A 26074-nucleotide genomic window follows, 5' to 3' on the forward strand; every position below is an offset into this window, starting at 1 on the left:
ACGTTGACCATCCAGCAGGCGAACAATGAGTTCTTCCGGCAGTTCAACGGATCGTCCGAGGACATATGCGGCCGCAATTTCCGTGACGTGGTGCATCCGAGCGTGCAGCAGCCGCTGGTGCGCCAGTTCTCCAATTTGCTGGAAGGGAAGCATCAGCGATTCGTCACGCCCGTCATCGCCGTGGGGCCCGGCGAGGAGTCCGCCTTCACCGTTCCCCTCACCGCGGTCGCGGTGCGCGGTGGCCTGCCCGACACGACCGCGATCCTGGTCATGATGCCCTCGGCCGGGGACGCCGAGGGGACACGCGTGGTGACCAAACGCAAGAAGGTCCTCTCCGCGATGGATGCGCGCATCCTCGAAGGCATCGCCGCCGGCGTCTCCACCGTCCCCTTGGCAGCGAGGCTCTACCTCAGTCGGCAGGGCGTCGAGTACCACGTGACCTGTCTGCTGCGGAAGCTGAAGGTGCCCAACCGCGCCGCGCTGGTCTCCCGCGCCTACTCCATGGGCGTGCTCAAGGTCGGCACCTGGCCGCCGGAGGTCGTGGACGACTTCGTGAAGTGAGCGGCCACGGGGCGCGCGCCGTCCGTCGCAAGCGGGTGCCCGCTCGCGACGGTGACGGCGGCAGCGTGCCCCCGGGCCGCGGGCCGGTCCCAGGCAGAAGAGGAAGTCGTCCACCCAGCTGCCCTGACGCGCTCCCCGAGCGATCAGCACCACAGCGCCAGGTCAATCCGTCGCTTTGTGTTATTCTCCAACTTTTGGACGACTGTGACGGCTGGCGGCTCCGTCCGTCCGGTTCCCACTGTTCGTCGGCTGCTCATTCCTGCCGGGCCTTCCTCGGTACGTCCCCCATGCGGAAGGCTCCTCATGAACCACCCGGACCGTCCTGCCACCTCGCACGCCGACCTCACCCAGCCAGTGCCCCCCAACCCGATGGTGCCCCCGGTCGCCTCCTTCGCCGACCTGGAGCTGCCGGCCGAGGTGCTGCGCACGCTCGCCGAGCTCGGCGTGCGCGAGCCCTTCCCCATCCAGGCGGCCACGCTGCCCAACGCCCTCGCCGGACGCGATGTCCTGGGGCGCGGGCGTACCGGATCGGGCAAGACGCTTGCCTTCGGCCTGCCGCTGCTCGTACGGATCGCCGGACGTCGTGCGGAGCCGAAGCAGCCCCTCGCCCTGATCCTGACGCCTACCCGGGAGCTGGCCCAGCAGGTATCCGACGCGTTCGCGCCGTATGCCGACGCGCTGCGGCTGCGGATGGCCACGGTCGTCGGCGGCATGTCGATCGGCCGGCAGGCCGCTGCGCTGCGCGACGGGGCCGAGGTCGTCGTCGCCACCCCCGGCCGCCTGCACGACCTCATCGAGCGCAAGGCCTGCCGGCTGGGACGGGTACGGATCACCGTCCTCGACGAGGCCGACCAGATGTGCGACATGGGCTTCCTGCCGCAAGTCACCGAGGTGCTCGACCAGGTGCACCGCGACGGCCAGCGGATGCTGTTCTCGGCCACCCTGGACCACGACGTGGATCAGCTGGTCCGCCGCTACCTCCACGACCCCGTCGTCCACTCCGTCGACCCGTCCCCGGGCGCGGTCACGACGATGGACCACCACGTGCTGGTCGTCCACGGCCCCGACCGGTACGCCGTCACGACGGAGATCGCCGCCCGCGACGGCCGCGTCCTGCTGTTCCTGAACACCAAGCACGCGGTCGACCAGCTCACCCGGCATCTGCGGGCCAGCGGGGTGCATGCCGCGGCCCTGCACAGCGGCAAGTCCCAACCGCAGCGCACAAGGACCCTCGCGCAGTTCAAGAACGGCCAGATCACCGTCCTGGTGGCCACCAATGTCGCGGCCCGCGGTCTGCACGTCGACGATCTCGATCTCGTGGTCAACGTCGACCCGCCCACCGACCCCAAGGACTATCTGCACCGCGCGGGCCGCACCGCCCGGGCCGGTGAGTCCGGCAGCGTCGTCACACTGGTGCTGTCGAGCCAGCGCCGCGAGATGAGCGGGCTGGTAGCCGGGGCCGGCATCAAGCCGACGATCACCAAGGTGCGCTCGGGTGAGGCGGAGCTGAGCCGGATCACCGGAGCCAAGGCCCCCTCCGGCACCCCGCTCGACGGCGGGCCCGCCGCGCCCCGGCCCAAGAACACCAACACCCCCTTCCGTGGCCTGGGCACCAGCAAGAACGCCTCCCGCAACACCGGCAGCAAGTCCCGCAAGGCCGGCGAGGCCCGAATGCTCGCCGAGGCCCGCAAGGCGGCCCGGGTACGCCGCGGCGACTGACTGCCTCCCTCGATCCGCACGAAGCCCCATGGCTCCTTCGTGCGGAGTCCCTGTGGCGTACGTTGTTCGGGGCCTCATGCGCATGCCGCGGCGCCCCGCGCGACCGGTAGGGACGGGGGTAGGGATGGAGCTTTCCGGTGTGATGCTGGCCGGGCGCTATGAGCTGAAGGAACTGCTCGGCCGCGGCGGTATGGGGGAGGTGTGGCTGGGCCGCGACTGCTCTCTGCTGCGGCGCGAGGTGGCCGTCAAGGTGCTGCCGCCCCTGGTGGGTTCAAGCGTCGTGCGGCGCTTCCAGCGGGAGGCGACCACCCTCGCAGGGCTGCAGCACCCTGGTATCACCGTGGTGCACGATGCCGGGGAGCATGACGGGTGCTGGTTCATCGTCATGGAGTTGCTGCGCGGTCTCGACCTTGCGCGGCTGCTGGCCGAACATGACGGACCCCTCCCGATGGGGCGGGCTCTGAACGTGGCCCGGCAGGCCGCCGTCGCCCTGGCGGCCGCGCACGGCTCCGGGGTCATCCACCGGGACCTGAAGCCGGGGAACCTGTTCGTGCAGCCCGGCGACCAGGTGAAGATCTGTGACTTCGGTATCGCCCGTACGACCGACGCCTCGATCGCGCTGACCACCGCCGGACGTATGGTGGGCACACCGCTGTACATGTCGCCCGAGCAATGGCGCGCGGCGGACATCGACGCTCGCACCGATCTGTACTCCTTCGGCTGCGTGGTGTACGAACTGCTCGCAGGACGCCCGCCTTTCACCACTGAGGCGTCCGTATTCGCCCTGATGCACCAGCACTTGGAAGAGCTTCCGACGCCACTGCGTGAACTGCGGCCGGAGGTGCCGGAGCATCTCGCGGAGCTGGTGCACGGGCTGCTGGCCAAGGATCCCGCCGGACGTCCGGACGCCCTTGCCGTTGCGGACGAACTGGCGCTGCCGGCCGACCGGGATCCGGCCGACCGGCAGCGCACCGTACCGCTCGCCAAGGCCCAGTCGGCAACGCTCGTGGCGCCGCGCCGTCCTCGGACGGAGACTCCGTACGGAGAGCCGTACCTCACCCTGCCGGGCCACCGCAGCACGGTGCACTCCCTGCAGTTCAGCCCCGACGGCCGCACCCTCGCCACGGGGAGCTGGGACAAGTTCGTGCGCCTCTGGGACCTGGACAGCGGCGAGCCACGCAGCCCCTTGCCCATGGGGAGCGGGCTTCGGGCGGCCGTCGTCTTCACCCGGGACGGCAACAACCTCGCCACGGGCTGCGGGAAGTACACCGCCCTCTGGGACGTGCGCAGCGGCGAGCGGCGGCTTGCCCTGAAGTACCCGAGGCGGGGCGCATCCGTGGCGTGTCTCGCCGTCAGCCCCGATGACGGCACCATCGCCACCGGTGGGAGCGATGGGGCGATCCGCCTCTGGGACGCGCGGACCGGGGCCCCGGGCCATGTCATGAACTGGTCCGGCGGGTGGGTGACATCGGTGGCGTTCAGCCCGGACGGCCGCAATGTCGTCGGCGGGGGAGACAACAAGACGACGCGGCTCTGGCACGTCCCCACGGGACAGCTCCGCTGGAAGCTTTCCGGCCGGACTCCCTATACGAACCTCGCGTTCAGCCCGGACGGAGAAATCCTGGCCACGGCACACGGCGCGACCACCGTGCATCTCAAGGACGCACGCACCGGTGAGGACCTGCGCGTACTGGACGGACAGCCGCAAGGAGTCACGGCCCTGGCCTTCGCCCCGGACGGCCGCACCTTGGCGTGCGGCGGTGACGACGGTGTGATCAGCCTGTGGGACACGGCCACCGGAGACCGGCGACGCACCCTGTCCGGACACGCGGGGCCGGTGACCTGCGTGGCGTTCGCCCCCGACGGACACACCCTGGCCAGCGGCGGCCACGACCGGGTGATCCGGCTCTGGGACGTGCGGATGCGGTAGGCGGGGCGTGTGGTGAGGACGCCGATGCCTCCGCCCGCGGGCTGTGCGACGCCATCGCCGCATGGCGTGGCGTCACTTCGCCGGGGTGATCGCCGCCGGGTGATCGCCGGTTCCGAGGGCCGTACCGAAAGGGCCTAGGCTGCCACCCGGCACAGGCACCGGCACCGGCATCGACCGAGGAGCACACATCATGTCCGACCCCGCCCAGCAGCACCCGTTTCCCGACGCCTTCGGACCGGAGGACGCACCTGCGCCGCATGCGCTGCTCGCGCCGGTGATCGGGTTCCTGGGCACGTGGGTCGGCCGGGGGCGTGGCGAGTATCCGACGCTCTCCGAGGAGTTCACGTATGCGCAGGAGGTCACCTTCACTCACGACGGGCGTCCTTTTCTCCACTACGAGGCGCGCGCCTGGTTGCTCGACGCGGAGGGCGCCCCGCTGCGGCCGTCGGCCCGGGAGAGCGGCTGGTGGCGGCTGCAGGCCGACGGACGCGTGGAGGCATTGATCACCCAGCCCACCGGCATCGCGGAGATCTCGGTCGGCCGGGCCGGCGACGGCACGGCCGACCTCACCACCCACGAGGTGGCCCTCGCCCCCACCGCCAAGGAGGTCAATGCCACCAGCCGCCGCTACACCCTGACCGGTGCGGACACGCTCACCTTCGTCCACGACCTCGCGGCGGTCGGCCAGCCACTCCAGCATCACCTTTCCGCACGTCTTCGACGCAGTGGTACGAGCGGAGACGCAAGCTGAGCCGCGCCGACGGGTTGCGTGCGGGGGCGTTCGAGGGCACCAGGGACGGGAGCCGTAGCGGGCGGCCCTGATATCCGCCCGCAACGCCCGGCGGCCTACCTGGTGCCGTCGGCCGGATCGGCCTCGCCCGCCCGTTTCGGGGCCGGGCTCAGGACCAGCGGCAGGTACACGTCATCGACGATGTCCGTGATGGTCGCGTCGTCCACGGGTGCGCCGAACAGCAGGAAATGATTACGCATCAGGTCGGTCGCGACCGTGGCCCGCCGGGAGTCCGGGATCCAGGGCTCGACCTCGCCGCGCTCGATGGCCCGCTCCAGGATGACGCGGAGCGTCGGGGGGCCGACGGTGTGAACCCGTTCCCGGATCACGCGGGCGAATTCGGGATCGCGTGTCATCTCGGTGAGCAGACCCCGCAGGATGCCGCCGAGCGGGCTGTCCATCTTCGCGGAGATCTGCCGCAGCAGGGCGATCACATCCGTACGGAGCGCACCGGTGTCGGGCAGCTCGACGTCGGTGACGCCGCGCAACTTGCAGGCGTCAATGACCAGTTCGGCGCGGCTGGACCAGCGGCGGTAGAGGGCGGCCTTGCTGGTGCGGGCCCGGATGGCGACCCGTTCCATGGTCAGCGCGGCGTAGCCACCCTCGGTGAGTTCCTCCAGGGTCGCCGTCAGGATGGCGTTCTCGAGTTCCTCGCCGCGGCGGCGGGGCCCTTTGCGGTGGTCAACGGCCGATTCGGCGGCCTTGCCTACGTTCAGTGACAGTGTGACTCCTTCGGGTTCGTCGAGAGTCCGTTGCGTTCCCTATGGGGTCAGCCTATCCTCCAATTTAGAGAACTTGCCGTTCTTTAAGCGCGAGAGAACTCTGAGGGGAACGATGACAGAGACCACTGCGACGTCCCGCCCACAGGACGCCCCCGCTTTCCCGAACGACCGCACCTGCCCCTACCAGCTGCCGGAGGAGTACACCCGGCTGCGGGATGAAAAGGGCACCCTGCAAAAAGTGACCCTCTACGACGGCCGCCAGGCCTGGGTGGTGACCACGCACGAGGCGGCGCGCAAGCTGCTGGCCGACCCCCGGCTGTCCTCCGACCGCACCCATGTCGACTTCCCCGCCACCTCGCCGCGCTTCGCGAACTTACGGGACAGCCGACCGGCGTTCATCAGCCTGGATCCGCCGGAACACGGCCCCAAGCGGCGCATGGCGATCGGCGAGTTCACCGTGAAGCGCATCAAGGGCATGCGCACGGACATCGAGCGGATCGTGCACGGCTTCCTCGACGAGATGCTTGCCGCCGGCCCGCCCGCCGACCTGGTCAGCCAGTTCGCGCTGCCGGTGCCGTCCATGGTGATCTGCCAACTGCTCGGTGTGCCCTACGCCGACCACGACTTCTTCCAGGACGCGAGCCGGCGGTTGGTGCAGTCGACGGACGCGGCGGGTGCGGCCACCGCGCGCGACGACCTCGCGGACTACATGGACGGATTGATCACCAAGCTGCAGACCGAGCCGGGTACGGGCCTGCTCGGCAACCTGGTCGCCGAGCAACTGGCCGGCGGCGAGATCGACCGTGACGAACTGATCTCGACCGCGCTGCTGCTCCTCGTCGCCGGCCATGAGACGACGGCCTCGATGACCTCACTCAGCGTGATCACTCTGCTGGAGCACCCCGACCAGCACGCCGCGCTACGCAGCGACCCCGGCCTGGTTCCCGGCGCGGTCGAGGAACTTCTGCGCTACCTCGCCATCGCCGACGTCGCGGGTGGCCGCGTCGCGAAGGCCGACATCGAGATCGACGGCCAGCTCATCCGCGCGGGCGAGGGCGTGATCGTCACCAACTCCATCGCCAACCGCGACGGCACCGTGTTCAAAGACCCCGACACCTTCGATGTGCACCGCTCCGCCCGCCACCACGTCGCCTTCGGCTACGGCGTGCACCAGTGCCTCGGCCAGAACCTGGCCCGCCTGGAGCTCGAGGTGATCCTCACCGCGCTGTTCGATCGCATTCCGACGTTGCGCCTGGCCGTCCCGGTCGACCAGCTGACGCTACGCCCCGGCACGACGATCCAGGGCGTCAACGAACTCCCGGTCACCTGGTGACCACTGCGAAAGGAGGGACCATGCGGGTTTCCGCCGACCGAACCGTCTGCGTGGGTGCGGGGATGTGCGCACTGAACGCTCCCGACGTGTTCGACCAGGACGACGACGGCCTCGTCACGGTGCTCCAGTCCGCCCCCGAAGGCGACAACGAATCCGCCGCGCGCGAGGCCGGCCACCTCTGCCCTTCCGGGGCCATCCGGATCTCCGACCCGGCCGCGACAGGCTGACGCATTCCGCCCGGCGCGCTCTCCGGGTGGCGGCGCTCGGGCGTACGGGGCAGGTCAATCGCCTGCTCCGGGCAGGCCAACCGCCTCATCGAGCGGTGTCCGGAGGGGCGAGGCCGCGCCGGGCAAGGCGCGGCCCCGCTCCCGGCGACGGAGAAGACCGGAAGGTACCCGGGCTTGCGGTCGGTCTCCGTGCCCAGGAGTGCCGGGACGCGGTCCAAGGGCGAGACGGAGTCGCCCTCCGCGGGATTGAGGAGGGCGCAGCCGTAGGCCGAACCGCCCGGATTGACACCGCCGGGGGAGCCGGAGCGCAGGGACGGCGTCGTGCATTCTTTGTCGGGCGCCGAGCCTTGGAGACGATTCGGGAGAGCCGTCGCGCGCGCCCGCGCTCGCTTCGAGCCCGGCCCGCCGAGCGCGAGCCGGAGCGTGCGCGTGCGTGGGAATTGACGCCACGGCACCACCGCACCCGGGCGCCGAGTTCAAGACTTGATGACCGCGGTGCGCGTGCGCCGGGTCGGTGCCGGCTACACACAAGCAGCAAAACGTCGTAGCGTAGGAGCGAAGGTTGGCAGGTCAGGCGGCGATCATGGGGCGACTCACGTTGCCGGATGCCGGCAGGGTCGCGCGCTGTGACGAAGTTGTAGCAACCTGCGCCTTGAGGACATGTCAACTTGGATGGTTAAAATTTCCAGTAATGACGTGGCCGTGTAGCGACTTGACCGTGGCAACGTCCAGGCCGAGGGGAAAACGGTGGGAGACGGGCTCAAGGCCGACATCGGGTCATTGCGCAAAGGTGGCGGAGATTTCGACAAGATCGGCAAGGACTACCAGGGCCTTGTCGACAAGCTGGAGAGTGCCCTGACCTCTTTGGAGGGCCAGGACACGCCTCCGTGGGGGGACGACGACCTGGGGGAGAAGTTCGGCGTCGTCTACGAGGGGTTGCGGGACGGCATGTACGAGTCCATGGGCCACCTCGCCGCAAAACTCCAGGACATCGGGGGCGGTTTGAACAACATGGCCAAGAACCACGAGGCCGACGAGAACTTCAACGAGTCCATGATGAAGCAGCACACGGCGAACGCTGAGGCAGACAGCCAGGTCCTCGCCCGCTTCAAGAGCCCCAACGTCTGACGACCGCACGCGCAGCCCTGGGCTGCACGCGCACCGTTGGGCCGCAGACATACTGTTAGAGCGCAGACGTACCGTCTGGCCCCAACTCGCAGTGGCAGCCAGGCTCCCTTCCGCACCACTTGCCGCTTCGCTTCTTTGCTTACTTTGCCCTGTACGTACCTGAACCACTGCCAGCCGGGGGAACGCAGCCGTGTCGTTGATGCTGCCGGACGCACTTGAGTGGGTCCTTGAGATGCTGGGGTTCAACTGGCCCACGGCAGACGAAGACAAGTTGATGGAGTCCGCCCAGAAATGGCGGGACTTCGCGGCCGGGGTGGAGGAGCTCCAGCAGCAGGGCGTCACGGCGGCCGGCAACGTGGTGTCGCAGAACACCGGTGACTCCATCGATGGTTTCAACACCACATGGGAGAAGTTCGCCGGTGGTTCGGGCTACTTCTCGGACGCGCGTACCGCTGCCGAAGCCATCGCCATCGCGCTGGACGCCGCGGCCGGACTCGTCATCGGCATGAAAGTCGCGGTGATCGCCCAGCTGGTGATCCTCGCAGCGGAAATCATCGCGGCTCAAGCGGCGGCACCCTTCACGTTCGGGTTGTCGGAGGTGGGAGCCGCCGCGGCGACGGTTGCCACCCGGGCCGTCGTACGCAAGCTCATCAAGGAAGCCGCGAAGCAGATCCTCGACGCGATCCTCGAGACGGTGAAGGAACCGGCCGTCTCGGCGCTGCAGGCCATGATCTCGGACGTCATCGCCCAGTCCGTGAACATGAGCTTCGACGCGCAGGACGGCTTCGATGCCGGCCGTACGGTGAAGAAGGGCGCCGAGGAAGGCGTCAACGCGCTCAAGAACTCGGGGCAGACGTTCACCGAGGCGCTGCGCGACGGTGCGGGCGCCAAGGCCGGACACCATGCCCGGAACGGTCTGGAATCGGCGGCGGGACACAACTCCGGCGGGGATTCGGGGCACGATTCCGCGAGCGGCTCCGGCAACGAATCCTCTTCGGGGAGCGAGACCAGCGGCGGCAGCGGCAGTGGGGGGTCCGGGGCGGGCTCGTCGTCCGGTGGCTCTTCGTCCTCGGGTGGCTCTTCGGCGTCGGGCGGGTCGCCGTCGGGCGGGTCGTCGTCATCGGACGGTTCGCCCTCCGGCGAGTCCTCGGGCGGCACCTCCTCGGGCGGCACCTCCTCTGACGGCTCCCCATCGTCCGGAGGCACGGGTTCGGGCGAGGGGTCCGCGGGGACGGGCGGCTCGTCCGGTGGCCCTTCGCACAGCGATAGTTCAGGTGGCGGCAATACGGGCAATGGCACCTCGCCTTCGACGAACTCCGCGTCCGGCAATGCGAGTTCGGGCACCGGTGGCGGTCAGACCGCCGATGGCGGCGGCTCGTCGTCGGACGGTGGCAGCTCGTCCGGACCCTCGCGTTCCGATTCGCCGCCCCCGAACCATCTGACCCCGTTCGATGCGGGTTACCGCGAAACGCAGGGCGGCGGTGACTCGCCGTCCTCGCCCGCGGCATCCCCGGACTCGGGTCCCTCCCACGACTCCGGGTCCGGGCCGGCCCCGGACTCGGGAGCGCGGCCGGACACGAGCAGCAGCCCGGACTCCAGCTCCCCGCAGAACAGCGGTCCCGGTCCGGACGGGCCGCCGCACGCCGACTCCTCCGCCACCCCACGCCCGGACACCACCCCGGACTCCGCGCCGAACCCGACGCCGGACTCGACGCCGGACTCCCACTCGAACCCGACGCCGGACTCCGGGTCGAACTCGACGCCGGACTCGGCACCGCACTCGACACCCGACGCCGGGCCGAACCCGACGCCGGACTCGACGCCGGACTCCCACTCGAACCCGACGCCGGACTCGGCACCGCACTCGACACCCGACGCCGGGCCGAACCCGACGCCGGACTCTGCACCGCACTCGACACCCGACGCCGGGCCGAACCCGACGCCGGACTCGACGCCGGACTCCCACACGAACCCGACGCCGGACTCCGCGCCGACGCCCGACCGTTCGGCCACGCCGGATTCGTACGCTCCCGGCAACACTCCGACGCCCGAGTCGACCCATACGGACAGCTCGCCGTCACCGGACGCGGGCCCGCATCCGGACAGCGGGTCGTCTCCCACTCCCGCCCACACGGACGGCCCGCCTGCGGCGGCCCCGGAACACCACGCCACCCCCAGCGACTCGGGCACCGACGCGAACCCGTCGCCGCAGCACGCCCCGTCGCCCGCTCCGCCAGCCGATTCCTCCCCCTCGCACGCGACACCGCAGGAGTCGGGAGGCCCGTCCCAGACGACCACCAGCGACCCCTCGCCATCGCCCGCACCGAACAGCGCACCCGCCCCGGCGTCCGGCTCGGACCATTCGACGGCGGACAACGGCAACAACAACGGCAACGGTGCCGCGGGGGTCGGCCGGGGCGGCATGCCCTCGGGCGCCGTACCCCATGCGGCTCCCGCGGGCCACTCCGGTCCCTCCTCGTACAGCTCGCCTCAGCAGCACTCGCCCAACCGGCACGACGACGGCCCGCCCACCATGGAGATGGAGGGCGCGACCCTGGCGCCCCCCGCTCCCAGCGCGTCCCAGACGTCGCAGGCCGGCGGTGACGCGCCCAGCCCGTCCGCCGCTCCCTCAGCCTCCGCCCCGCAGCCCGGGGTCGTGATGGGTGGCGGCGCCATGCCCGGCCCGAGCGCCCCGGCCGGCGCACCCTCCGCCGCGCCGCCACGCTCCACACCGACCGGCCACGGTGGACCGGCCCGCAGCAACCCGACCGCTCAGGACCCGCGCACCGCTCCCCACGGCGGGCCGCGCAACTCTCCCCCGCGCCAGCGTCCGGGTACGCCTGACCAGGCCTCGCGTCCGCGGCCCACAACGCCGCGTGCCGAACCGCCGCGCGCCGAGCCTCCTCGTCACGAGAGGCCGCGTGCGGAGCAGCCGCGCGGCGACGAGACGTCCCAGCAGCAGCCGACGACGCCTCCGTCCAACGATGCGCCGCAGCACACCACACCCGACCAGCACGCTCCGGAGCAGAACACTCCGAACCAGCAGGTGCCGCCGAGCGACAACACGCAGCCCTCGCCCGACCACGGCACGGAGACGCCCGAGTCCAGCACCACATCGGACAAGCCGGACTCCGCTCCGAACGATGGCCACACGCCGGACGACGGCCACACACCGGACTCCGAACAGAAGCCGGACGCTGAGCAGAAGCCCGACGACCAGCCGGACTCCGCGCAGGACCCTGCCCCGGACAAGGATCACGACAAGGACCAGAGCGAGGGCAAGGACCAGCACCAGGACCCGGACCAGGCGCCGAAGGACACGCCCTCGGACCCAAAGCCGGAGGGCAAGGAGCCGGAGTCGGAAAACCCCGACGCGGAACCCGACACCCACACTCCCGACCCCGAACAGCAGGACGGCACGCCCCAGCCCGACGAGAACAAGGGCGACGATAAAAAGGGCGACGAGGACAAGGCCGAAGACAGCGCGCCCGACGGCAACAAGCCCGACAGCGACAAGCCCGAAAGCGACAAGTCCGAGGACGAGCACCCCGACGACGCCAAGAGCGAGAACGACCCCAAGGACGACGACGCCAAGAGCGACGACGCCAAGAGCGACGACGCTAAGGACGACGACTCGTCGGCCGACGATTCCCCCTCGGCCGACAAAGACCCCTCGGACTCGGACGCGGACTCCGACGCGGACAAGGACACAAACGCGGACTCCGAGTCCGAGTCCGACTCCGACGCGGACCCCGACGCGGACTCCGACTCTGACGCCGAGACGCAGCCCGACGCTCAGGACGACCGGCCCAGCCTCGATGACATCCGGGACAGCATCCAAGAGGCGCCCGGCGGGCTGATGCCCCCCGACACCGCGGACCAGCAGGCTCTGGAGGCCGCGGTCCCGCGGAACGACGACGGCACCCCGCAGCGCTTCCCCGACCCCTTCGGGAACTGGTCCCAGTTGCAGAACGACGGCGGCCCGGACGTGCCCGGCCGTTCCAACAACTGTGCCGACTGCAGCCGTTCGTTCCTCGAGACCTGGTACGGGAATCCGCAGGTCTCGGCGCCTCGTACGCCTGACCTCAATCCGGACGGAAGCCTCGACCGCTGGTCCCCGGAGACGAACGCCAACGAAAACATCATCGACTGGACGGGAGCTCCGCACTCCTACGCCGGCACCAGCCCCGACGGCCATGCCGCGGTCGCCCAGGATCTGCTGAACGCCGGCCCGGGCTCCTCCGCGATCGTCCAGGTCAACTGGGCGGGCGGCGGTGGCCACGCGTTCAACGCCGTCAACCACGACGGCAAGATCGTCTGGGTCGACACCCAGAGCGGTGAGGTCAGCCATCAGCCGATCAACACCGACGGCGCCACGGATGTCTTCTACATCCCGCTGGACGCCGATCGGAACCCGCTGTACCCCGCTCCGGATTCGGACACCGACTCCCAGCAGTCCGACGGCTCCGACCAGTCGAACGACTCCCAGCAGTCCGACGGCTCCGACCAGTCGAACGATTCCCACCAGTCCGACGACTCCCAACAGTCGAACGACTCCCACCCCGACTCGGACGCCGACGCCAACACTGACTCCGACTCCGACTCCGACTCCGACGTCGACTCCTCTTCCCACTCGGACTCCACCCAGCAGCCCGACTCCGCGTCCACCCCCGACCACGACCAGGACGCCCAGCAGCCGCACGACGCGTCGGACCCGGACAACACCTCCTCGTCCGACCACTCCTCGTCCGAACACTCCTCTCCGGACCCTTCACCCTCCGACACTTCACCCTCCGACAACTCACCGTCCGACCCCCCGTCATCGTCGGCCTCCCCCTCGTCGCAGCAGTCCGACTCCGCGCACGACGATCACGGTGCGACCCCGGACGCGAACGATCCCGCCAAGCAGCCGCAGCCCGAGGCGGACCCCGGCGAGGGCTCCGGCCACGGCAACGGCCGCAGCGACGGTCCGGCCAACAGCACTACCGACTCGAACGGTTCGCCGGACGCCACCCGCCCGACCGACAGCGATGCATCCGGTCGCCCGGACCGGGACGCCACCCCCGCCACGCCGTCCACATCGCCCGACACGCGGCCCACGGCCTCCGTACCGGACGGCACGCCGCACACCCCGGACGGCGATCACACCACCCCGCCCAACCCGAACCCCAACCCCAGCACCGCGAGCGCTCCGCACGCCCAAAGCCCCGCGAACGACCACAAGCAGTCCACGTCACTCGACTCGGACGCTCCTACCGGCCGCCCTGCCGAAGGACCGCCGCGGCCCGGCGACGCCCCCACGCGCGACGGTGACTCGACCCGCGACGGCCAGAACCAGCCGGCGTCGGGTCGACCCGACGCCCCCGTACCCGGCACGCCTGATGGGCGGCCGGGCCAGACACCGACTGGCCAGACGTCCCCTGACGCCCGACCGAACGGCGCCCGACCGAATGACGCACGGCCGAACCAGACGCCTCCCGCCGCGCGTCCCAAGCCGCCGACTCCCGAGGCGCCCGCCGGGAAGCGGAAGGCGAGCGGGCCACCGCCCCCGGACAACTCCGACCCCAACCCCGTCCAGAACAAGAAAAAGAAGAACGAGCCGGACCACGAGGGCCTCGCCGCACTGCACCTGAACGATTCGAACGATTCGTCCTCGGCGTCCACGTCGGCCTCGCCGCCGAAGCACGACGACGACGCGATGGACGTCGACAAAAAGCCTTACTCCGACCCGCAGGACCGGGGCGACAGCGACACCTCCAAGCAGGAGCAGGAGGGCAAGCACACCCTCGACGCGGAGAAGGAAGGCTCCAAGGAGTACGGGATTCCGCCGGACCAGCTGCAGAACGAGCTCCGCCGGGACCGCGACGTACACCGGATTCCGCTCGACCGCGTCCACGACAGTCTGGACCGTTGGGCGAACGACGGGAGTCTGGCGAATGTTCTGCGTGCCTCGACCGGTGATGCCAAATCTCCGTCGCCGGACGCGGGTAAGGGGCCGCGCGCATTCACCCAGAGCGATCTCGAACATCGGCTGCCCGGATTCAAGGACCTGGATCGCGGTGAACGACTCGCGGTGGTGTCGTCGCTGGCCCGGCTCAGCGTCGGATTCCACGAGCAGCACGGTGTGGGCAAGAACCCGGAGCACATCGACAAGCCGTACCGCAACAAGGGCGAAGGCGACCCCAAGGAGAAGACGAAGGACAGCGTCGCCAAGAACTCGGACGAATCACTCGGTGTGCGGGGACACCGCAAGAGCAGCGAGAAGTTCCTCGACAACCTCAAGGTCACCGGCAATATGCCGCCCAGCCTGCAACACAACAGCCCGGACCTCACGGACCGCAATTACGCGGTGCTCGAGGTCGAGGGTCCGCCGCCCGAGCGCGAAACGCACTACGTCACCGACTCGTCCGTGCCGGTCGGTGAGAAGTACGTCTCGGGCCGGCACTCGGAAAAGCACCTCGCCGATTGGCTGAAGCGCGTCAACCAGGGCGACAAGCAATACACGCCGAAGGCCGTCTATACGGAACGTGAGCCCTGCGGAAACGGACAGGGACACGCGAAATGCTCCAAGGTGCTGCGGGGCAAGGACCTCGACGGCACGAAGGTGTACTACAGCACGACGTATCGCACCGACCCGGAAGACGTCGCGGCTAAGAAGAAGCTCGACACCGAGAAGAAGGTGGAGAAGAAGAAGGTCGACAAGATGGTCCCGGCCGAGGTGCGCAAGAACCTCGAGGACCGGATCAACAGCCGCACGGACAGGTCGGCCGATTGGAAGGCCAAGGAGATCGCGGCCGCCAAGGCGAAAAGCGACGCGGACGTGCGTGAGGATCTCAGGAAGGACGTCGATCGCGAGTTCAAGAAGCGGAAGGAAGACGCGACGACGGACGCGAAGCATGCCATGGTCCGGGAAATGGACCGGCATATCGATCACCTGGACTCGACCTGGAGCAAGATCCAGCCGAGCCTGATGTGACCGGTCGACCGGATCTCCTGGCGGGGCCGCCCATTTCGGGCGCCGGACGCCAGGGGATCCGGTCCGGGCCTCAGATTTCGAGGGCGCCCCTGAAGCGGCCGTGGCCGACGTCCGGGCTGGTCACGGCGAGCCAGCCGTGACCCACCTTGTCGAGGACCTCGACCACGGTCGGCTGGATGGAAATCGAGGATGCGACTTCCTCCGGGTCCCGGACGCCTTCGGCGTATTCCTCGGCTTCCTCAGGGTCGCATTCGTCGTCGTCCGCGTCCTGCATCAGACTGCGTTCGAACTCCATCGGCTCGCCGACCCATTCGGGATCGCCGTACGTGCGGTAGCCGCGCTTGTCCTGCCCGTTCTCCGCGACCCACCACACCCGCGCGCCGTTGTATTCGTCGACGGCGTAGAAGTGAGCTTCCCGGCAGCGCTTGCTGAGTTGTGTGACGGCGTGCGCCCAGTTGTCGTTGAGGTAATCGTCGCCGTATACGAGCCGCCACCCGTCGAATTCGGGGGTGATGAACACGCGATAGGATGTGGTTTCGGTGCCGTCGTCGGTGCGAAGGTTCACCGAATTCTCTTGGTGGACGGCGGCGGCCACCCCCATGGCCGTCGTCACGGGACGCGCGTCGTGCAGTTCCAACGCCTCGATGATGTCGGCCACTTCCGCGTGGGGAACCGCGATCCAGAGTTCGGCGGGAAGGTCGCCGGGCCGCTCGTCGGGGAGTTTGATGCTCACCAGCCGCTCGATGGCCGTCAGGTCCGCGGGGCTCAGGGCATCGCCGCCGCCGAGGTTCGCGAGCATGCGCAGGGCGGCCGCTCGAAGACCGCCGGGACCGTCGCTCCGCACCCTTCTCAGGGGGGCGATCGCCGCAGGTCCCATGCGTGTCAGACAGGACTCCGCCATCGAACGGCCCGGCGCGTCCGCGTCCCGGAGCAGCGGCAGAAGGTGCTCCACGGCCGGCGCCCCGAGAGCCACCAGCCGGTCCCTCGCGGCCTCGCGATCGTCCCGGTCCGGGGCTGCCAGTCGACGTACCAACGCGGCGATATCCTCAGTCATAAGACCGACCCTAGCCGAGCGGGCCATGGGCTCGCCGGGCCCTCATTCCGTCCGCCTGCCTACGCATTGACACAGGACGAAGGAGTTCGCATGACTTCGGACAACAACTCTCCGACGGATCCGCAGGCCGCGCCCACGAACGCCGAAGAGGCACTGGAGTCGGTGCGCAGGCAATTCGGCCAGCCCCGCTCCTTCGACGGCACGCCGGCTCCGCTGCACGCCCAGGAATTCGACCTCGGATATCTGGTGTACGCCACTTTCGCGAAGCCCGTCGACCAGAACGGCCGGCCGGTCCCCGCGCCTCCCGGCGGCAGCAATTTCGTGGTGGCCAAGGACACCGGCAAGATCTCGACCGTCCCCAACTATCCGCCGGACCAGGCCATCGCGCTTTACCGTAAGCAGCGCGCAAAGGCGAACGCCTCGGAAGAATGACGAAACCGCTGCCGAGCCGGCCGCCGTCGGCGTTCAGGGAGAGTTGCCGACGGTGGGCTCGGCGCCGGTCTGTGCGGTCGGGCGCCGGTCGGTGCGGTCGCCCGCCGCCCCGGCCCGTACACCCTCCGGCCCGTACACCCGCCGACGCGGCACGACCAGCGCCCCAGCCGCGGTCCTATGGCGTCGGCGCCGGGACGGTGTCGCCGCTGCCCGCCAGCCCCGCTCGGTGAAGGGCCCTGGTCATCGCCGGGAGGTCCCAGTGCGCGTCCCGGGACGCGGCGACCACGGACTCGAGCAGCGCCGGTGTCAGGCGGTACCGCTCGGCCTGGTCCAGGAGCCTGTCGGCGGTGTGGTCGGCGGACCCGCCGTAGTCGTTGCCGTCCAGCAGTCCCAGCGCCTCGCCCCTGTCGACGAAGCGACTCATGCCACAGTCGAGGCCGTCGTCGTCCAGGTCGTCGGGGTACGGGGCGCGCGCCCAGGACCCGTTCGCGTACCAATAGACACAGCCCAGTTCATTGCCGTCGAGCCGATCGTGCAGCTCCTCGAACGGGAGCCAGTCCGGGGCGCCCGCGAGCATGTCGATCGGCGTTTCGTGCCATTTGACCTCGCTCGACTCGTCCTCGCCGAAGAGCACGAACCGGCCCTCGCCGATCTTCGCCAGCGTCCACCACGTACAGCCGCAGTCGTCGAGGTGGAGCCCGCCGTCGTCGATCCAGCAGCCCGTGCGGTACCCCTTGCGTTCCTCCGCCGCGGTGGTCGCCTGCACGACGGCGACCAGCGCCCAGCGCGCCCACAGCACCTCCGCCGGCGGCAGGTCCCCCGGCAGTCCCGGTCGGTGAATCGTCATGGCGTCCTCCGGCTGATCGTCAGGTCTGCTCTCCGGCAAGGCTAGACGGGGTGGTGGAGGGGTTACGGAGAGGGCAGACGGTGACGAAGGGGCCGGGGAGGCAGAGCGTGGGAAGGCAGACGGGCCGGTTGTCCGGTCTCCGCGCGCGGCCGACGTCCCCGTCATGGCTGAGGTGGGGTGGTCCGCTCCGCGGAGGACGCGGGGAGGGGGCAGGCGCCCCCGTCCGAGGCGCGAAGTGGTGGCTGAGCATCGGACGGGCAGGGACGGTGCGACTGGTTCGTCCGACCTGTTGTGACGTGAGGGGACCCCTGCCTCCCCCCGTCGCTCTGATGTCTGCCGGGAGTGGGATGTCTGACACCGATCTTCTGCGCTCCAGTGCAGGCTCTACCGCGAAGGGCAGCACCTACGACCGGGACCCGGCCTGATAGATGCGATCCGCAGCCGCTGAGCCGTCCCGCGTTTCCCACAAGAGTGATGGTCCCGACCTCTCTCAGGTCGGGACCATCGTGTTGTGTTGGGCATCGGCTCACGCCGACACCACTGCTCCTACCAGGCGACCGGCAGGCGCTCAGGGATGCGCTTCATGAAGCGGGTGCGCCACACGAGCTGGTCGACGGGGACGGCCAAGTGCAGGCCGGGCATGCGGGTGGCGAGGGCCGCGATCGCTATCTCGATGTGCTTCTTGCCGAGCGGTACGGCGGGGCAGTAGTGCCCGCCGTAGCCGAACGAGAGGTGAGCGGCCGCGTTGGGCCGGTCGATGTCGATGGTGTGCGGGTCGGGGAACACGCTCTCGTCGGTGTTGGCGGCCTCGACCAGGACGAGGACGAGTTCGCCTTTCTTGATCTCTGTGTCGCCGAGCCGCATGTCTTCCATGGCCAGGCGGGGCAGTCCGTCGGCGATGGACAGGTTCACCCGCAGCAGCTCATCCACGGCGGCCGGTATTTTGCCGGGCTCCGCGCACAGCCGTTCCCACACATCGGGGTTCTGCAGGAGGGTGAACACGGCCATGGTCAAGGCGCCCATGGTGGAGATGACTCCGGCACCGAACATGGTGACGCCGACGGTGGCGAGCATCTCGTCGGTGAGGTGCGCGTAGTCGGGGTCATCACGGAGGGCGGCGAGTTCGGCCATGAGCCCGTCAGTGGCGGGGTCGTTGAGCCGCTCGGTCATATGGGCGATGTCACGGTCCCAGTTCAGGCGCGCACCGGTGATGGGGCATGCCGAGTTCATGAACGCGATGTCGAGACTGGACGCCAACAGCGGTGCGTCGTCGCGGGGGATGCCGAGGATGTGGCAGTGGAGGTGCTCGGCGTAAGGGCTGGCGAACTGTCCGCGCAGGTCGACCGGCGGGCCGTAGCCGAGGATGCCGTCGACCAGGTGGCCGGCGTGGCCGGTCATCCACTCCGTCAGACCACCGGCCTTGGGGTTGATGGCCTTGAGGACGGCCTTCCGCAGACCGGCGCCGGTGATGTTGCCCATGTTGTTGACCACCTCGGGCGGGATGGTCAGCGCGTACTGCCGGGGAACGCCGGGGGCGGAGGTGTCCTTGAGGCTGAAGCGGGGGTCTTCGAGCACCTGCTTGCACAACTCGTAGGAGGAGACGAGCCACGCCGGATCCCCGGCGATGGTGCGTACCCGTGTGACCGGGGTGGCGCGCAGCTGCTCGATCTCCGGGGGCAGGCGGTCGCCGCGCGGGGAGAACGGGAAGTCGATCAGGGTCGGGGCGGTCGTCACTGGTCGTGTCCTCCGGTGAGAGTGCCGGCGGGAGAGATCACGGCGTGGCCCTGGTTGCGCGTGGCGCGCAGGCCGTGCCCGCGTGAGTACAGAAGATCGGCCATCGGCAATGCCTGGTGGTAGCAGTTGAGCGATGAAGGGACGCCCAAGATTGCGGGGGTGTCGATGAACAGCGGCGCCTCGGCGCAGATGTAGTCGAGGCAGACCTGACGCTGACGGTCCGTGGGCTGCTGCCCATCGAGCACCTTGCTGGTGAGGAACTGAACCACGAGCTGATCACAGACCTCGCGGAACGCCGGGTCGGTGGACAGCCGGTCGTCGAGGCTCTCGCGGATGACCTGATAGGCGGGGATGTCCAGCAGCGCGGACATGGGGCGGCCGCGGAGCCTGGTGCCGTCCGGGTCGAGCGCGGCAACGGCGGCGGTCACCTTGGCCCGTACACCGCGCAGGTTCTTCACGGCCTTGCGCTGGGCGTCGATCGCCGGATATCCGAGCGCCTCATACATGTCGGCGACATGCAGATCCGTATAGATGAGGTCGACCTGACGGAAGTTCTCCAATCCCCAGGCGGCGAGGCCGAGGACTCGCTGATGGGTGAAGTAGGAGTTCCCAGGAGAGATGCCGATGACGGCGTGATCGCCTTCGTCGGTGATGACCTGGCAGTGCGGGGTGTACGGACGGACGTGAAAAATCTCGGTCGCTGTCGTCAAGAGACGATGCCCCTACGTGCCGCTAGTCCCTGGGAACCCCGTGTTCCCGGTGTGGCGGCGACACCGGAAACCTACCTGACTGTCGGTTCCGAATGGTATCGAACCGGGCGGTAACTCCCACGGCAAATCGCCTAGTTGTGTTCATATGGCGTTCACAAGCGCGGGCTGATGATCGCGAACGAGCGCGTCGCCAAGCCGCTCAGGCCGAACCTCCGGGTCGGGGAAGGCGTGCCATTCCCCGCCTGTCCGCGCCGGATACTCCGCCCCCGACCGTCGAACCCGGCAGTCGACCTCCGGCGGTACGCGTTCGGCGCTCGCCGCCGTAGGGCGTGAGCGCAGTGGGGTGGGGCATCCTCGCTGCGACCGGAGCGCCTGGCTGGTTCACCGGCCCCGCGCGGTGCCTGCTGCCCGGCGTGATCAGCCCACTCGTTCGGCCGCCAGCTGCTCCTCGATCAGGTCCACGGCCCGGCGGGTGCCGCCCTCGGTACGCACCTCGGCCCACAGCCATGCCGAGCGCGCGGCGACCTGTGGATCACCGAGGAGTTCCATCAGGGCCGTACGCAACGCCGCCGCCGTGACGTCCGGGGTGTCGATCCGACGGGCGACACCCAGTTCGACGAGCCGGTCGGCGTAGAGGCACTGCTCGGCGCCGTGCGGTACCGCGACCATCGGCACACCGGCGTACAGGCCCTCACCGCTGCTGCCCATACCGGTGTGCGTCACCCATACGTCCACCTGCTCGAGGAGCGTCAACGGCGGCACCCACGGCAGCACTTCGAAGTTGGGGGGAACCCGTTCCCCCAGCCGGACCGGATCGCTGCCGCTGTCGATCTGCAGCACCACATGCCAGCCCGGAAGATCCGCGAAGGCCGCAGCACACTGCCGGAAGATCTCCCGCTGCCTGGAGTACGTCGAACCGGCCAGCGACACCAGCAGCACCTTCTCCGCACCGGCCGGCCGCATCCAGCCGCCCGGCTCCTCACCGGCGCCGAAGCACGGGCCGACGAACGTCACCGCCTGCGTGTCGACCCGGTCCGCGTACGGCTGCATGGCGCGCGGGATCAAGGCCAGCACCCGCCGCGGCCGACCTGCGAACTCTTCCACGTTCGTGGTCACCGCACCGCACCGGGCCAGCCAGGCGGCGAACCGCTCTCGGTGGGCGAGACCTCCGGGCAGCCCGGCAAAGGCCGCACCGATCTCCTCCTGGGCGCCGTCCCAGGCCACGTACTTCGGTGACAGCTGGACGAGACCGCGGCCCTGCGCCTCGGCCAGCGCGCGGCCCGCGTACGCGCCGATGTCGTAGAGGTAGAGGTCGGCGGGGGTCTCGTCGTACGCGGCGTGCAGCTGTGGCAGTACGGCCATCGCCTCGTCGAGGAAGAGGGAGGCGGCGGCGATGGGATCCTGCGGCCAGTCGCTGTCGGCCACCGGCAGAGTGGAGGTCACACGGACCAGCTCGGCACCGGTGTGCGCAACCAGCTCGGCGACGTGGTCGGCGTTGGCGTACGTCACGCGATGGCCGCGGGCCACCAGCTCACGGATGATCTCCAGGCTGGGCAGCACATGGCTGACCACAGGCGTGCCGATCATGGCGATGTGGGCGGGAAGAGGCATATCGGGACTTCCTTGAATAGAGGCCTACGGTAGGCAAACGCCGAGGGGCGCAACTGGGCAACGCGACAGTGCGCAACAGATCAACGCGGCGTGCGGTGCCCGGGACACTGGGAAGGTGCGTACTCGGCAGTGACCGTGCATCGCGGTCGGATATGGCCGCCACCTCCGTCCGCCTTCGCCACGGCGCCACCCACGAGATCCGGGTGCGCCGCCCGGCCGCCGGACGCCCGGGTCGGGACTAACGATCACGGCCTCCCACCGGTCCTGGCAGCAAGAGCGGGCCGCTCAGTGGGCCATCACCCGGCCCGACGGCGGTGCGGTACTCGGCCGGATAGCCCTGCGCCCGGATGGACCTTCTCCGCGGCCTTGCCGAGTGTGCGTACTGGGTCCTGCCGAATGCCCGCGGCATCGGTCTCGCCACGCGGGCCCTCGCCACCTTGGCCACCTGGGCGCTGGACGAGACCGGCTTCCACCGTCTTGAACTCGCGCACTCAGTCGACAATGCAGCCACCTGCCGAGTGGCCACCAAAACCGGCTTCGCACTGGAGGGCACCCGACGCGGCGCGCATCTGCAACTGGACGGCTGGCACGACATGCACCTCCACGCCCGCGTCCAGGGCGACACCTGACCCGGTGCTCGTCGGCTCCGATACCGGGCCCGAGAGCGGGTACACGGCGTGATCGCCCCTGCTGTGTGCCGTGGCCTGGGACTCACCGCGTCTTTGGGGGACGGGCAGGCGCGTGCCACGCCTCGGTGAAGGCCGTCATGCGATCGGCACAGCCGTCCGGCTCGCCGAAGTGGAGAGCGAGCCCCGCCGCCGCCCGCTCACCGGCGAGAAGGCGCTGTTCTCCAACCGGGTGTCGGCGGTACGTGTCAATGGGCTTCCCGAAACGGAGAGTCGGAGCCTGCTCGACGGAATTCACCGGCAGGCATGGCTGCCGGTGAATTCCAGTGCCGGTTCCACTGGGAAGAGGGAGATGCCGCTATCTCCGGCAGTCTTTCCACCCAGCGCTACGCCGTTTCCGACTACTGGCCGCATCGCCGCGAGATGGACCGCATTACGTTGGCGGGCGAGCCTCTCTCCTGACGTGCTGCCTCCGGTGAGCAGATGCCGGCGCGTGGCGAGTGGCTCAGCCCCTCGGTGGTCAAGCGACCGCAGGCAAAGATGCCGGCGCCCCGTACCGGCGTCTGTATGCGTCGTCCCCTGTCGCTGCGTCATGACGCAGCGACAGGGGACGACGGGACGTCAGTGGGATGCGTGGAGCACCATGGCCGATCCGCCGCCGCGGCGCTTGGGTTCTGCCACCGCCGTGATCTTGCCGCGTGGCAGGAACTCCAGCGCGGCCACCGCCCCGATCTCCGGGGACGGAGTGAAGGTCTTCGGGGCCAGGACGAACCGGTGCCCCATCGCCTCCAGCTTCTTGCGTTCGGGAGTGTCGAGGAAGGCCGGTTCGGCTTCCGTCTGCGCCGCGTTCCGTTGTGAGAGACGCGGCGCGGCGACGGCCGCGGGCAGCGGCATGCCGAGGTCCAGACGGTTGACCAGGGTCTGCAGCACGGTGGTGATGATCGTGGCGCCGCCCGGGGAACCAACGGCGATCATCGGCTTGCCGTCCCGCAGGACGATCGTCGGCGACATGCTGCTGCGCGGACGCTTGCCCGGGCCCGGCAGGTTCGGGTCCGGCGTCCCCTTGGTGAGGGGGGCGAAGTCGAAGTCGGTCAGCTCGTTGTTGAGCAGGAAGCCACGGCCGGGCACGGTGATGGCCGAGCCACCGGTCTGTTCGATCGTCAGGGTGTAGGAGACGACGTTGCCCCAGCGGTCCGCGGTGACCAGATGGGTGGTGGAAGGTCCCTCGTGCGGTTGCTTGTTCCCGGTCTTCCGCTCGCAGGCCGAGTCCGGGTGGCGGGGGTCCGCGGGGGCAAGCGGGCTGGTCAGCGCCTTGTCGGAACGGATCAGGCAGGCCCGGCTCTTGGCGAACTCCTTGGAGAGCAGGGGCTTGGTGGGCACGTCCGAGAACGCCGGGTCGCCCACCCAGCGGTTGCGGTCGGCGAAGGCGATCCGGCTGGCCTCCAGATAGTGATGGAGGGCCTGCACCTTGTCGGCCTTGGAGACGTGGAAGTTCTCCAGGATGTTCAACGCCTCACCGACCGTGGTGCCGCCCGCCGAGGACGGGCCCATGGAGTAGACGTCCAGCCCGTGGTAGGTGGTCCGGGTCGGTTCCCGGCGTTCGACCGTGTAGCGGGCGAGGTCGTCCGGCTTCATCAGGCCGGGCCGGGCCCGGTGGTGGGCGCCGGAGGCCACCGGCGGCTTCTGGACCGTCCGCACCACATCGCGGCCGATACCGCCGTGGTAGAGCGCGTCCACGCCTTCACCGGCGAGCTGCCGGTAGGTCCGGGCGAGATCCGGGTTGCGGAAGCGTGAGCCGACCACCGGGAGCTTGCCCTTGGGCAGGAACAGGTCCGTGGTGGACTTGATGTCGCGGAAGCGCTTTTCGTTCATGGCCGTCTGGGCCCGGAACTCCTTGTTGACGACGAAGCCGTCGTCGGCGATCCGGGTAGCCGGGCGCAGGGCCTTCGCCAAGGAGAGCGTGCCCCAGTCCTTGAGCGCCCTGTCCCAGGTTGCCGGCGTGCCCGGGACGCCGACCGACAGCCCCGAGTTGATCGCGTCCTCGGTGGGCAGGGGCCTACCGGTCGAACGGTCGAGGAACGAGTCCGCGCGCATGGTGGCAGGTGCGGTCTCCCGGCCGTCGATGGTGCGCACCTTCTTGGCCTTGGCGTCGTAGTAGACCATGAAGCCGCCGCCGCCCACCCCCGCCGAGTAGGGCTCGACCACACCGAGCGCGGCAGCGGTCGCCACCGCCGCGTCCACGGCGTTGCCCCCCTTGCGCAGTACCTCCAGCCCCGCTCGGGAGGCATACGGGTTGACGCTGGACACCGCACCGCCGCTGCCGGTGGCTACCGCCTTCTTCGCGGGCGCCGACGGCGCGGATTCGGCGACGGATGCGGTCCCATGGGTACTGCAGGACGTGGCCAGCAGGGAAAGACTGAGCGCTGCCGCGGACGCGGCGGCGACAGCGGCACGGCGGACAACCATACGGCCTCCAGAATTTCGCTGTGATGCGTGCGGAGAATTGCCGAAACCCTGGCACCGTTCGAGTAACGGATCAACGCTGAGCTGCAAGGTTTGCGGGAGATCTGAGGTTTCCCCGCAGTAACCCACCGAGGCCGGGGGAGGGGAACCGACGTGACGTCAGGCGGCGAAGGGCGAGCAGCAGCAGCTGCCCGGGCAGGCTGCCGACGTAGCACAGCGCCTCCTGGGGGTGTCCCCAGGAGGCGCTGAAAGGGGCCTCGGCGGCCGACGGACCGTGGGCGTCAGGCCACGGCGGGCGTGTAGTGGCCGGCGTCATCGCCTTCGATGGCGCGGCTGGCGGTGCCGTCGATGCCCACCGGAGCGTCCCCGGCGACGGTCACCCGGTGCAGCAGGCGGGGCAGGTCGCCGTAGTCGTCGGGGGCGTAGTGCTGGGTGATGCGGTTGTCGAACAGGACGAGGTCACCGGGTGTCCAGGCCACCCGGAGGACGTTCTCCGGCCGCGTCACGTACGACTGGAAGATGCGCAGCAGGTCCCGGGACTCGGAGGGGCCGAGGCCCTCGATGGTCTGCGCGAAGCCGCCGATGAACAGGCCGCGTTCCCCCGTCTCGGGGTGCACGCGCACCACCGGGTGGGCGGTGCGGTACTTGCGCGAGACGAACTGCTTGCGGTGCTCGGCCGCCTTGTCGTTCTTCGGGGCGGCGTAGTCGTAGTCGTTGGTGTGGACGGCCCACAGCTTGTCCGCCAGCTCGCGCAGCGGCTCGGGCAGGTCCTGGTAGGCCCCGGCCGAGTTGGCGATCAGGGTGTTGCCGCCGTAGGGCGGGACGACGATGCTGCGCAGGGTCGACGCCTTCGGGGGAGTGCGGACGAAGGTGACATCGGTGTGCCAGTGATTGGCGCGGATGCCCTCGTCCCCGTCGACGGGCAGGATGTGGGGCTGCCCGTCCACGGACGGGACGGTGGGGTGGGCGGTGGTGAGCTCGCCGAAGAGGGAGGCGAAGCGCAGCTGCCCGGCGTCGTCCAGCTGCTGGCCGCGGAAGACCAGTGCCTTGTGTTCCAGCAGCGCCGCGTTGATCTCGGCGACGATCGCCGGGTCGAGGTCGGCGGAGAGGTCGGCGCCGACGATCTCGGCGCCGATGCGTCCGCCGATCCGGCGGATGTCGAAGCCTGTGCTGGTGCTCATGTGCGGTTTCCTTTCGGGGGTTTCGGCAGT

At 69.6% G+C, this 26074-nt stretch carries 18 protein-coding genes and 1 pseudogene; 11 read left to right on the forward strand and 8 right to left on the reverse strand.

The features are described from left to right. Window positions 1–3 precede the first annotated feature (3 nt). The 4 genes from AC5677_RS36735 (at window position 4) to AC5677_RS36750 (ending at window position 4961) form a co-directional block, all read left to right on the forward strand. Window positions 4–561, forward strand: a complete 558-nt coding sequence (locus AC5677_RS36735; protein ID WP_497192220.1) for a LuxR C-terminal-related transcriptional regulator — start codon at window positions 4–6, stop codon at window positions 559–561. A 303-nt stretch (window positions 562–864) separates the two neighbouring features. Continuing rightward, a complete protein-coding gene (locus tag AC5677_RS36740; protein ID WP_497192221.1) occupies window positions 865–2280 on the forward strand; it encodes a DEAD/DEAH box helicase in 1416 nt (471 codons plus the stop codon). 124 nt (window positions 2281–2404) lie between these two features. Then, on the forward strand, window positions 2405–4210 hold the full coding sequence (locus AC5677_RS36745; RefSeq protein ID WP_497192222.1) for a WD40 repeat domain-containing serine/threonine protein kinase: 1806 nt from the start codon (window positions 2405–2407) through the stop codon (window positions 4208–4210). 190 nt (window positions 4211–4400) lie between these two features. Beyond that, window positions 4401–4961, forward strand: a complete 561-nt coding sequence (locus AC5677_RS36750; RefSeq protein ID WP_497192223.1) for a nitrobindin family protein — start codon at window positions 4401–4403, stop codon at window positions 4959–4961. Window positions 4962–5056: 95 nt separating this feature from the next. Here the strand turns inward: AC5677_RS36750 and AC5677_RS36755 are convergent, their stop codons facing one another. After that, window positions 5057–5722, reverse strand: coding sequence for a TetR/AcrR family transcriptional regulator (locus AC5677_RS36755; RefSeq protein WP_497196892.1), 666 nt, complete (start codon window positions 5720–5722; stop codon window positions 5057–5059). Window positions 5723–5834: 112 nt separating this feature from the next. Here AC5677_RS36755 and AC5677_RS36760 point away from each other — a divergent pair, with 112 nt between their 5' ends. From AC5677_RS36760 to AC5677_RS36775, 4 genes are all read left to right on the forward strand, one after another. Next, window positions 5835–7055 (forward strand): cytochrome P450, encoded by a 1221-nt coding sequence (locus tag AC5677_RS36760; protein WP_497192224.1) that lies wholly within the window; start codon window positions 5835–5837, stop codon window positions 7053–7055. Between the two features lie 20 nt (window positions 7056–7075). Continuing rightward, complete coding sequence (locus tag AC5677_RS36765; protein ID WP_497192225.1) at window positions 7076–7282, forward strand: ferredoxin; 207 nt, start codon at window positions 7076–7078, stop codon at window positions 7280–7282. A gap of 747 nt (window positions 7283–8029) precedes the next feature. Next, window positions 8030–8410, forward strand: a complete 381-nt coding sequence (locus AC5677_RS36770; RefSeq protein WP_497192226.1) for a hypothetical protein — start codon at window positions 8030–8032, stop codon at window positions 8408–8410. Window positions 8411–8609: 199 nt separating this feature from the next. Next, complete coding sequence (locus AC5677_RS36775) at window positions 8610–15386, forward strand: toxin glutamine deamidase domain-containing protein (protein WP_497196893.1); 6777 nt, start codon at window positions 8610–8612, stop codon at window positions 15384–15386. A gap of 70 nt (window positions 15387–15456) precedes the next feature. On the opposite strand, the gene AC5677_RS36780 is transcribed toward AC5677_RS36775, so the two are convergent. Then, window positions 15457–16185 (reverse strand): hypothetical protein, encoded by a 729-nt coding sequence (locus AC5677_RS36780; protein ID WP_497192227.1) that lies wholly within the window; start codon window positions 16183–16185, stop codon window positions 15457–15459. Between the two features lie 345 nt (window positions 16186–16530). Here AC5677_RS36780 and AC5677_RS36785 point away from each other — a divergent pair, with 345 nt between their 5' ends. Next, entirely contained in the window at window positions 16531–16872 is a 342-nt protein-coding gene (locus AC5677_RS36785; RefSeq protein ID WP_497192228.1) for an SUKH-4 family immunity protein, read from the forward strand. Between the two features lie 175 nt (window positions 16873–17047). Here the strand turns inward: AC5677_RS36785 and AC5677_RS36790 are convergent, their stop codons facing one another. From AC5677_RS36790 to AC5677_RS36805, 4 genes are all read right to left on the reverse strand, one after another. Further along, window positions 17048–17719 carry a hypothetical protein gene (locus tag AC5677_RS36790; protein ID WP_497192229.1) on the reverse strand — a complete coding sequence of 224 codons (672 nt, stop codon included), beginning with the start codon at window positions 17717–17719 and terminating at the stop codon, window positions 17048–17050. Between the two features lie 546 nt (window positions 17720–18265). Then, window positions 18266–19453, reverse strand: a complete 1188-nt coding sequence (locus tag AC5677_RS36795; protein ID WP_497192230.1) for a cytochrome P450 — start codon at window positions 19451–19453, stop codon at window positions 18266–18268. Continuing rightward, window positions 19450–20163, reverse strand: a complete 714-nt coding sequence (locus tag AC5677_RS36800; RefSeq protein WP_497192231.1) for a cyclodityrosine synthase — start codon at window positions 20161–20163, stop codon at window positions 19450–19452. The genes AC5677_RS36795 and AC5677_RS36800 overlap by 4 nt, the downstream gene beginning before the upstream one ends. Window positions 20164–20580: 417 nt before the next feature. Next, window positions 20581–21774, reverse strand: a complete 1194-nt coding sequence (locus AC5677_RS36805) for a macrolide family glycosyltransferase (RefSeq protein WP_497192232.1) — start codon at window positions 21772–21774, stop codon at window positions 20581–20583. 244 nt (window positions 21775–22018) lie between these two features. Between AC5677_RS36805 and AC5677_RS36810 the strand changes: the two are divergent. Beyond that, a pseudogene (locus AC5677_RS36810) lies at window positions 22019–22403 on the forward strand (GNAT family N-acetyltransferase); the annotation flags it as partial. A 303-nt stretch (window positions 22404–22706) separates the two neighbouring features. Next, the gene (locus AC5677_RS36815; RefSeq protein ID WP_497192233.1) at window positions 22707–22862 is read left to right on the forward strand and encodes a hypothetical protein; all 156 of its coding nucleotides are present in this window, start codon (window positions 22707–22709) and stop codon (window positions 22860–22862) included. 159 nt (window positions 22863–23021) lie between these two features. Here AC5677_RS36815 and ggt read toward each other — a convergent pair whose 3' ends face one another. Continuing rightward, a complete protein-coding gene (gene ggt / locus AC5677_RS36820; RefSeq protein ID WP_497192234.1) occupies window positions 23022–24866 on the reverse strand; it encodes a gamma-glutamyltransferase in 1845 nt (614 codons plus the stop codon). 278 nt (window positions 24867–25144) lie between these two features. Further along, window positions 25145–26044 carry a TauD/TfdA dioxygenase family protein gene (locus AC5677_RS36825; protein WP_497192235.1) on the reverse strand — a complete coding sequence of 300 codons (900 nt, stop codon included), beginning with the start codon at window positions 26042–26044 and terminating at the stop codon, window positions 25145–25147. Between the last annotated feature and the right edge of the window lie 30 nt (window positions 26045–26074).

It is taken from the genome of Streptomyces sp. JLSY215, assembly GCF_059682825.1.

Bases quoted from the DNA above. Each gene is read 5' to 3' on its own strand.
- AC5677_RS36740 (WP_497192221.1), top strand. From the start codon at position 865: ATGAACCACCCGGACCGTCCTGCCACCTCGCACGCCGACCTCACCCAG.
- AC5677_RS36745 (WP_497192222.1), top strand. From the start codon at position 2,405: ATGGAGCTTTCCGGTGTGATGCTGGCCGGGCGCTATGAGCTGAAGGAA.
- AC5677_RS36750 (WP_497192223.1), top strand. From the start codon at position 4,401: ATGTCCGACCCCGCCCAGCAGCACCCGTTTCCCGACGCCTTCGGACCG.
- AC5677_RS36760 (WP_497192224.1), top strand. From the start codon at position 5,835: ATGACAGAGACCACTGCGACGTCCCGCCCACAGGACGCCCCCGCTTTC.
- AC5677_RS36765 (WP_497192225.1), top strand. From the start codon at position 7,076: ATGCGGGTTTCCGCCGACCGAACCGTCTGCGTGGGTGCGGGGATGTGC.
- AC5677_RS36775 (WP_497196893.1), top strand. From the start codon at position 8,610: ATGCTGCCGGACGCACTTGAGTGGGTCCTTGAGATGCTGGGGTTCAAC.
- AC5677_RS36780 (WP_497192227.1), bottom strand. From the start codon at position 16,185: ATGCTCGCGAACCTCGGCGGCGGCGATGCCCTGAGCCCCGCGGACCTG.
- AC5677_RS36785 (WP_497192228.1), top strand. From the start codon at position 16,531: ATGACTTCGGACAACAACTCTCCGACGGATCCGCAGGCCGCGCCCACG.
- AC5677_RS36790 (WP_497192229.1), bottom strand. From the start codon at position 17,719: ATGACGATTCACCGACCGGGACTGCCGGGGGACCTGCCGCCGGCGGAG.
- AC5677_RS36805 (WP_497192232.1), bottom strand. From the start codon at position 21,774: ATGCCTCTTCCCGCCCACATCGCCATGATCGGCACGCCTGTGGTCAGC.
- AC5677_RS36815 (WP_497192233.1), top strand. From the start codon at position 22,707: ATGGCTGCCGGTGAATTCCAGTGCCGGTTCCACTGGGAAGAGGGAGAT.
- ggt (WP_497192234.1), bottom strand. From the start codon at position 24,866: ATGGTTGTCCGCCGTGCCGCTGTCGCCGCCGCGTCCGCGGCAGCGCTC.
- AC5677_RS36825 (WP_497192235.1), bottom strand. From the start codon at position 26,044: ATGAGCACCAGCACAGGCTTCGACATCCGCCGGATCGGCGGACGCATC.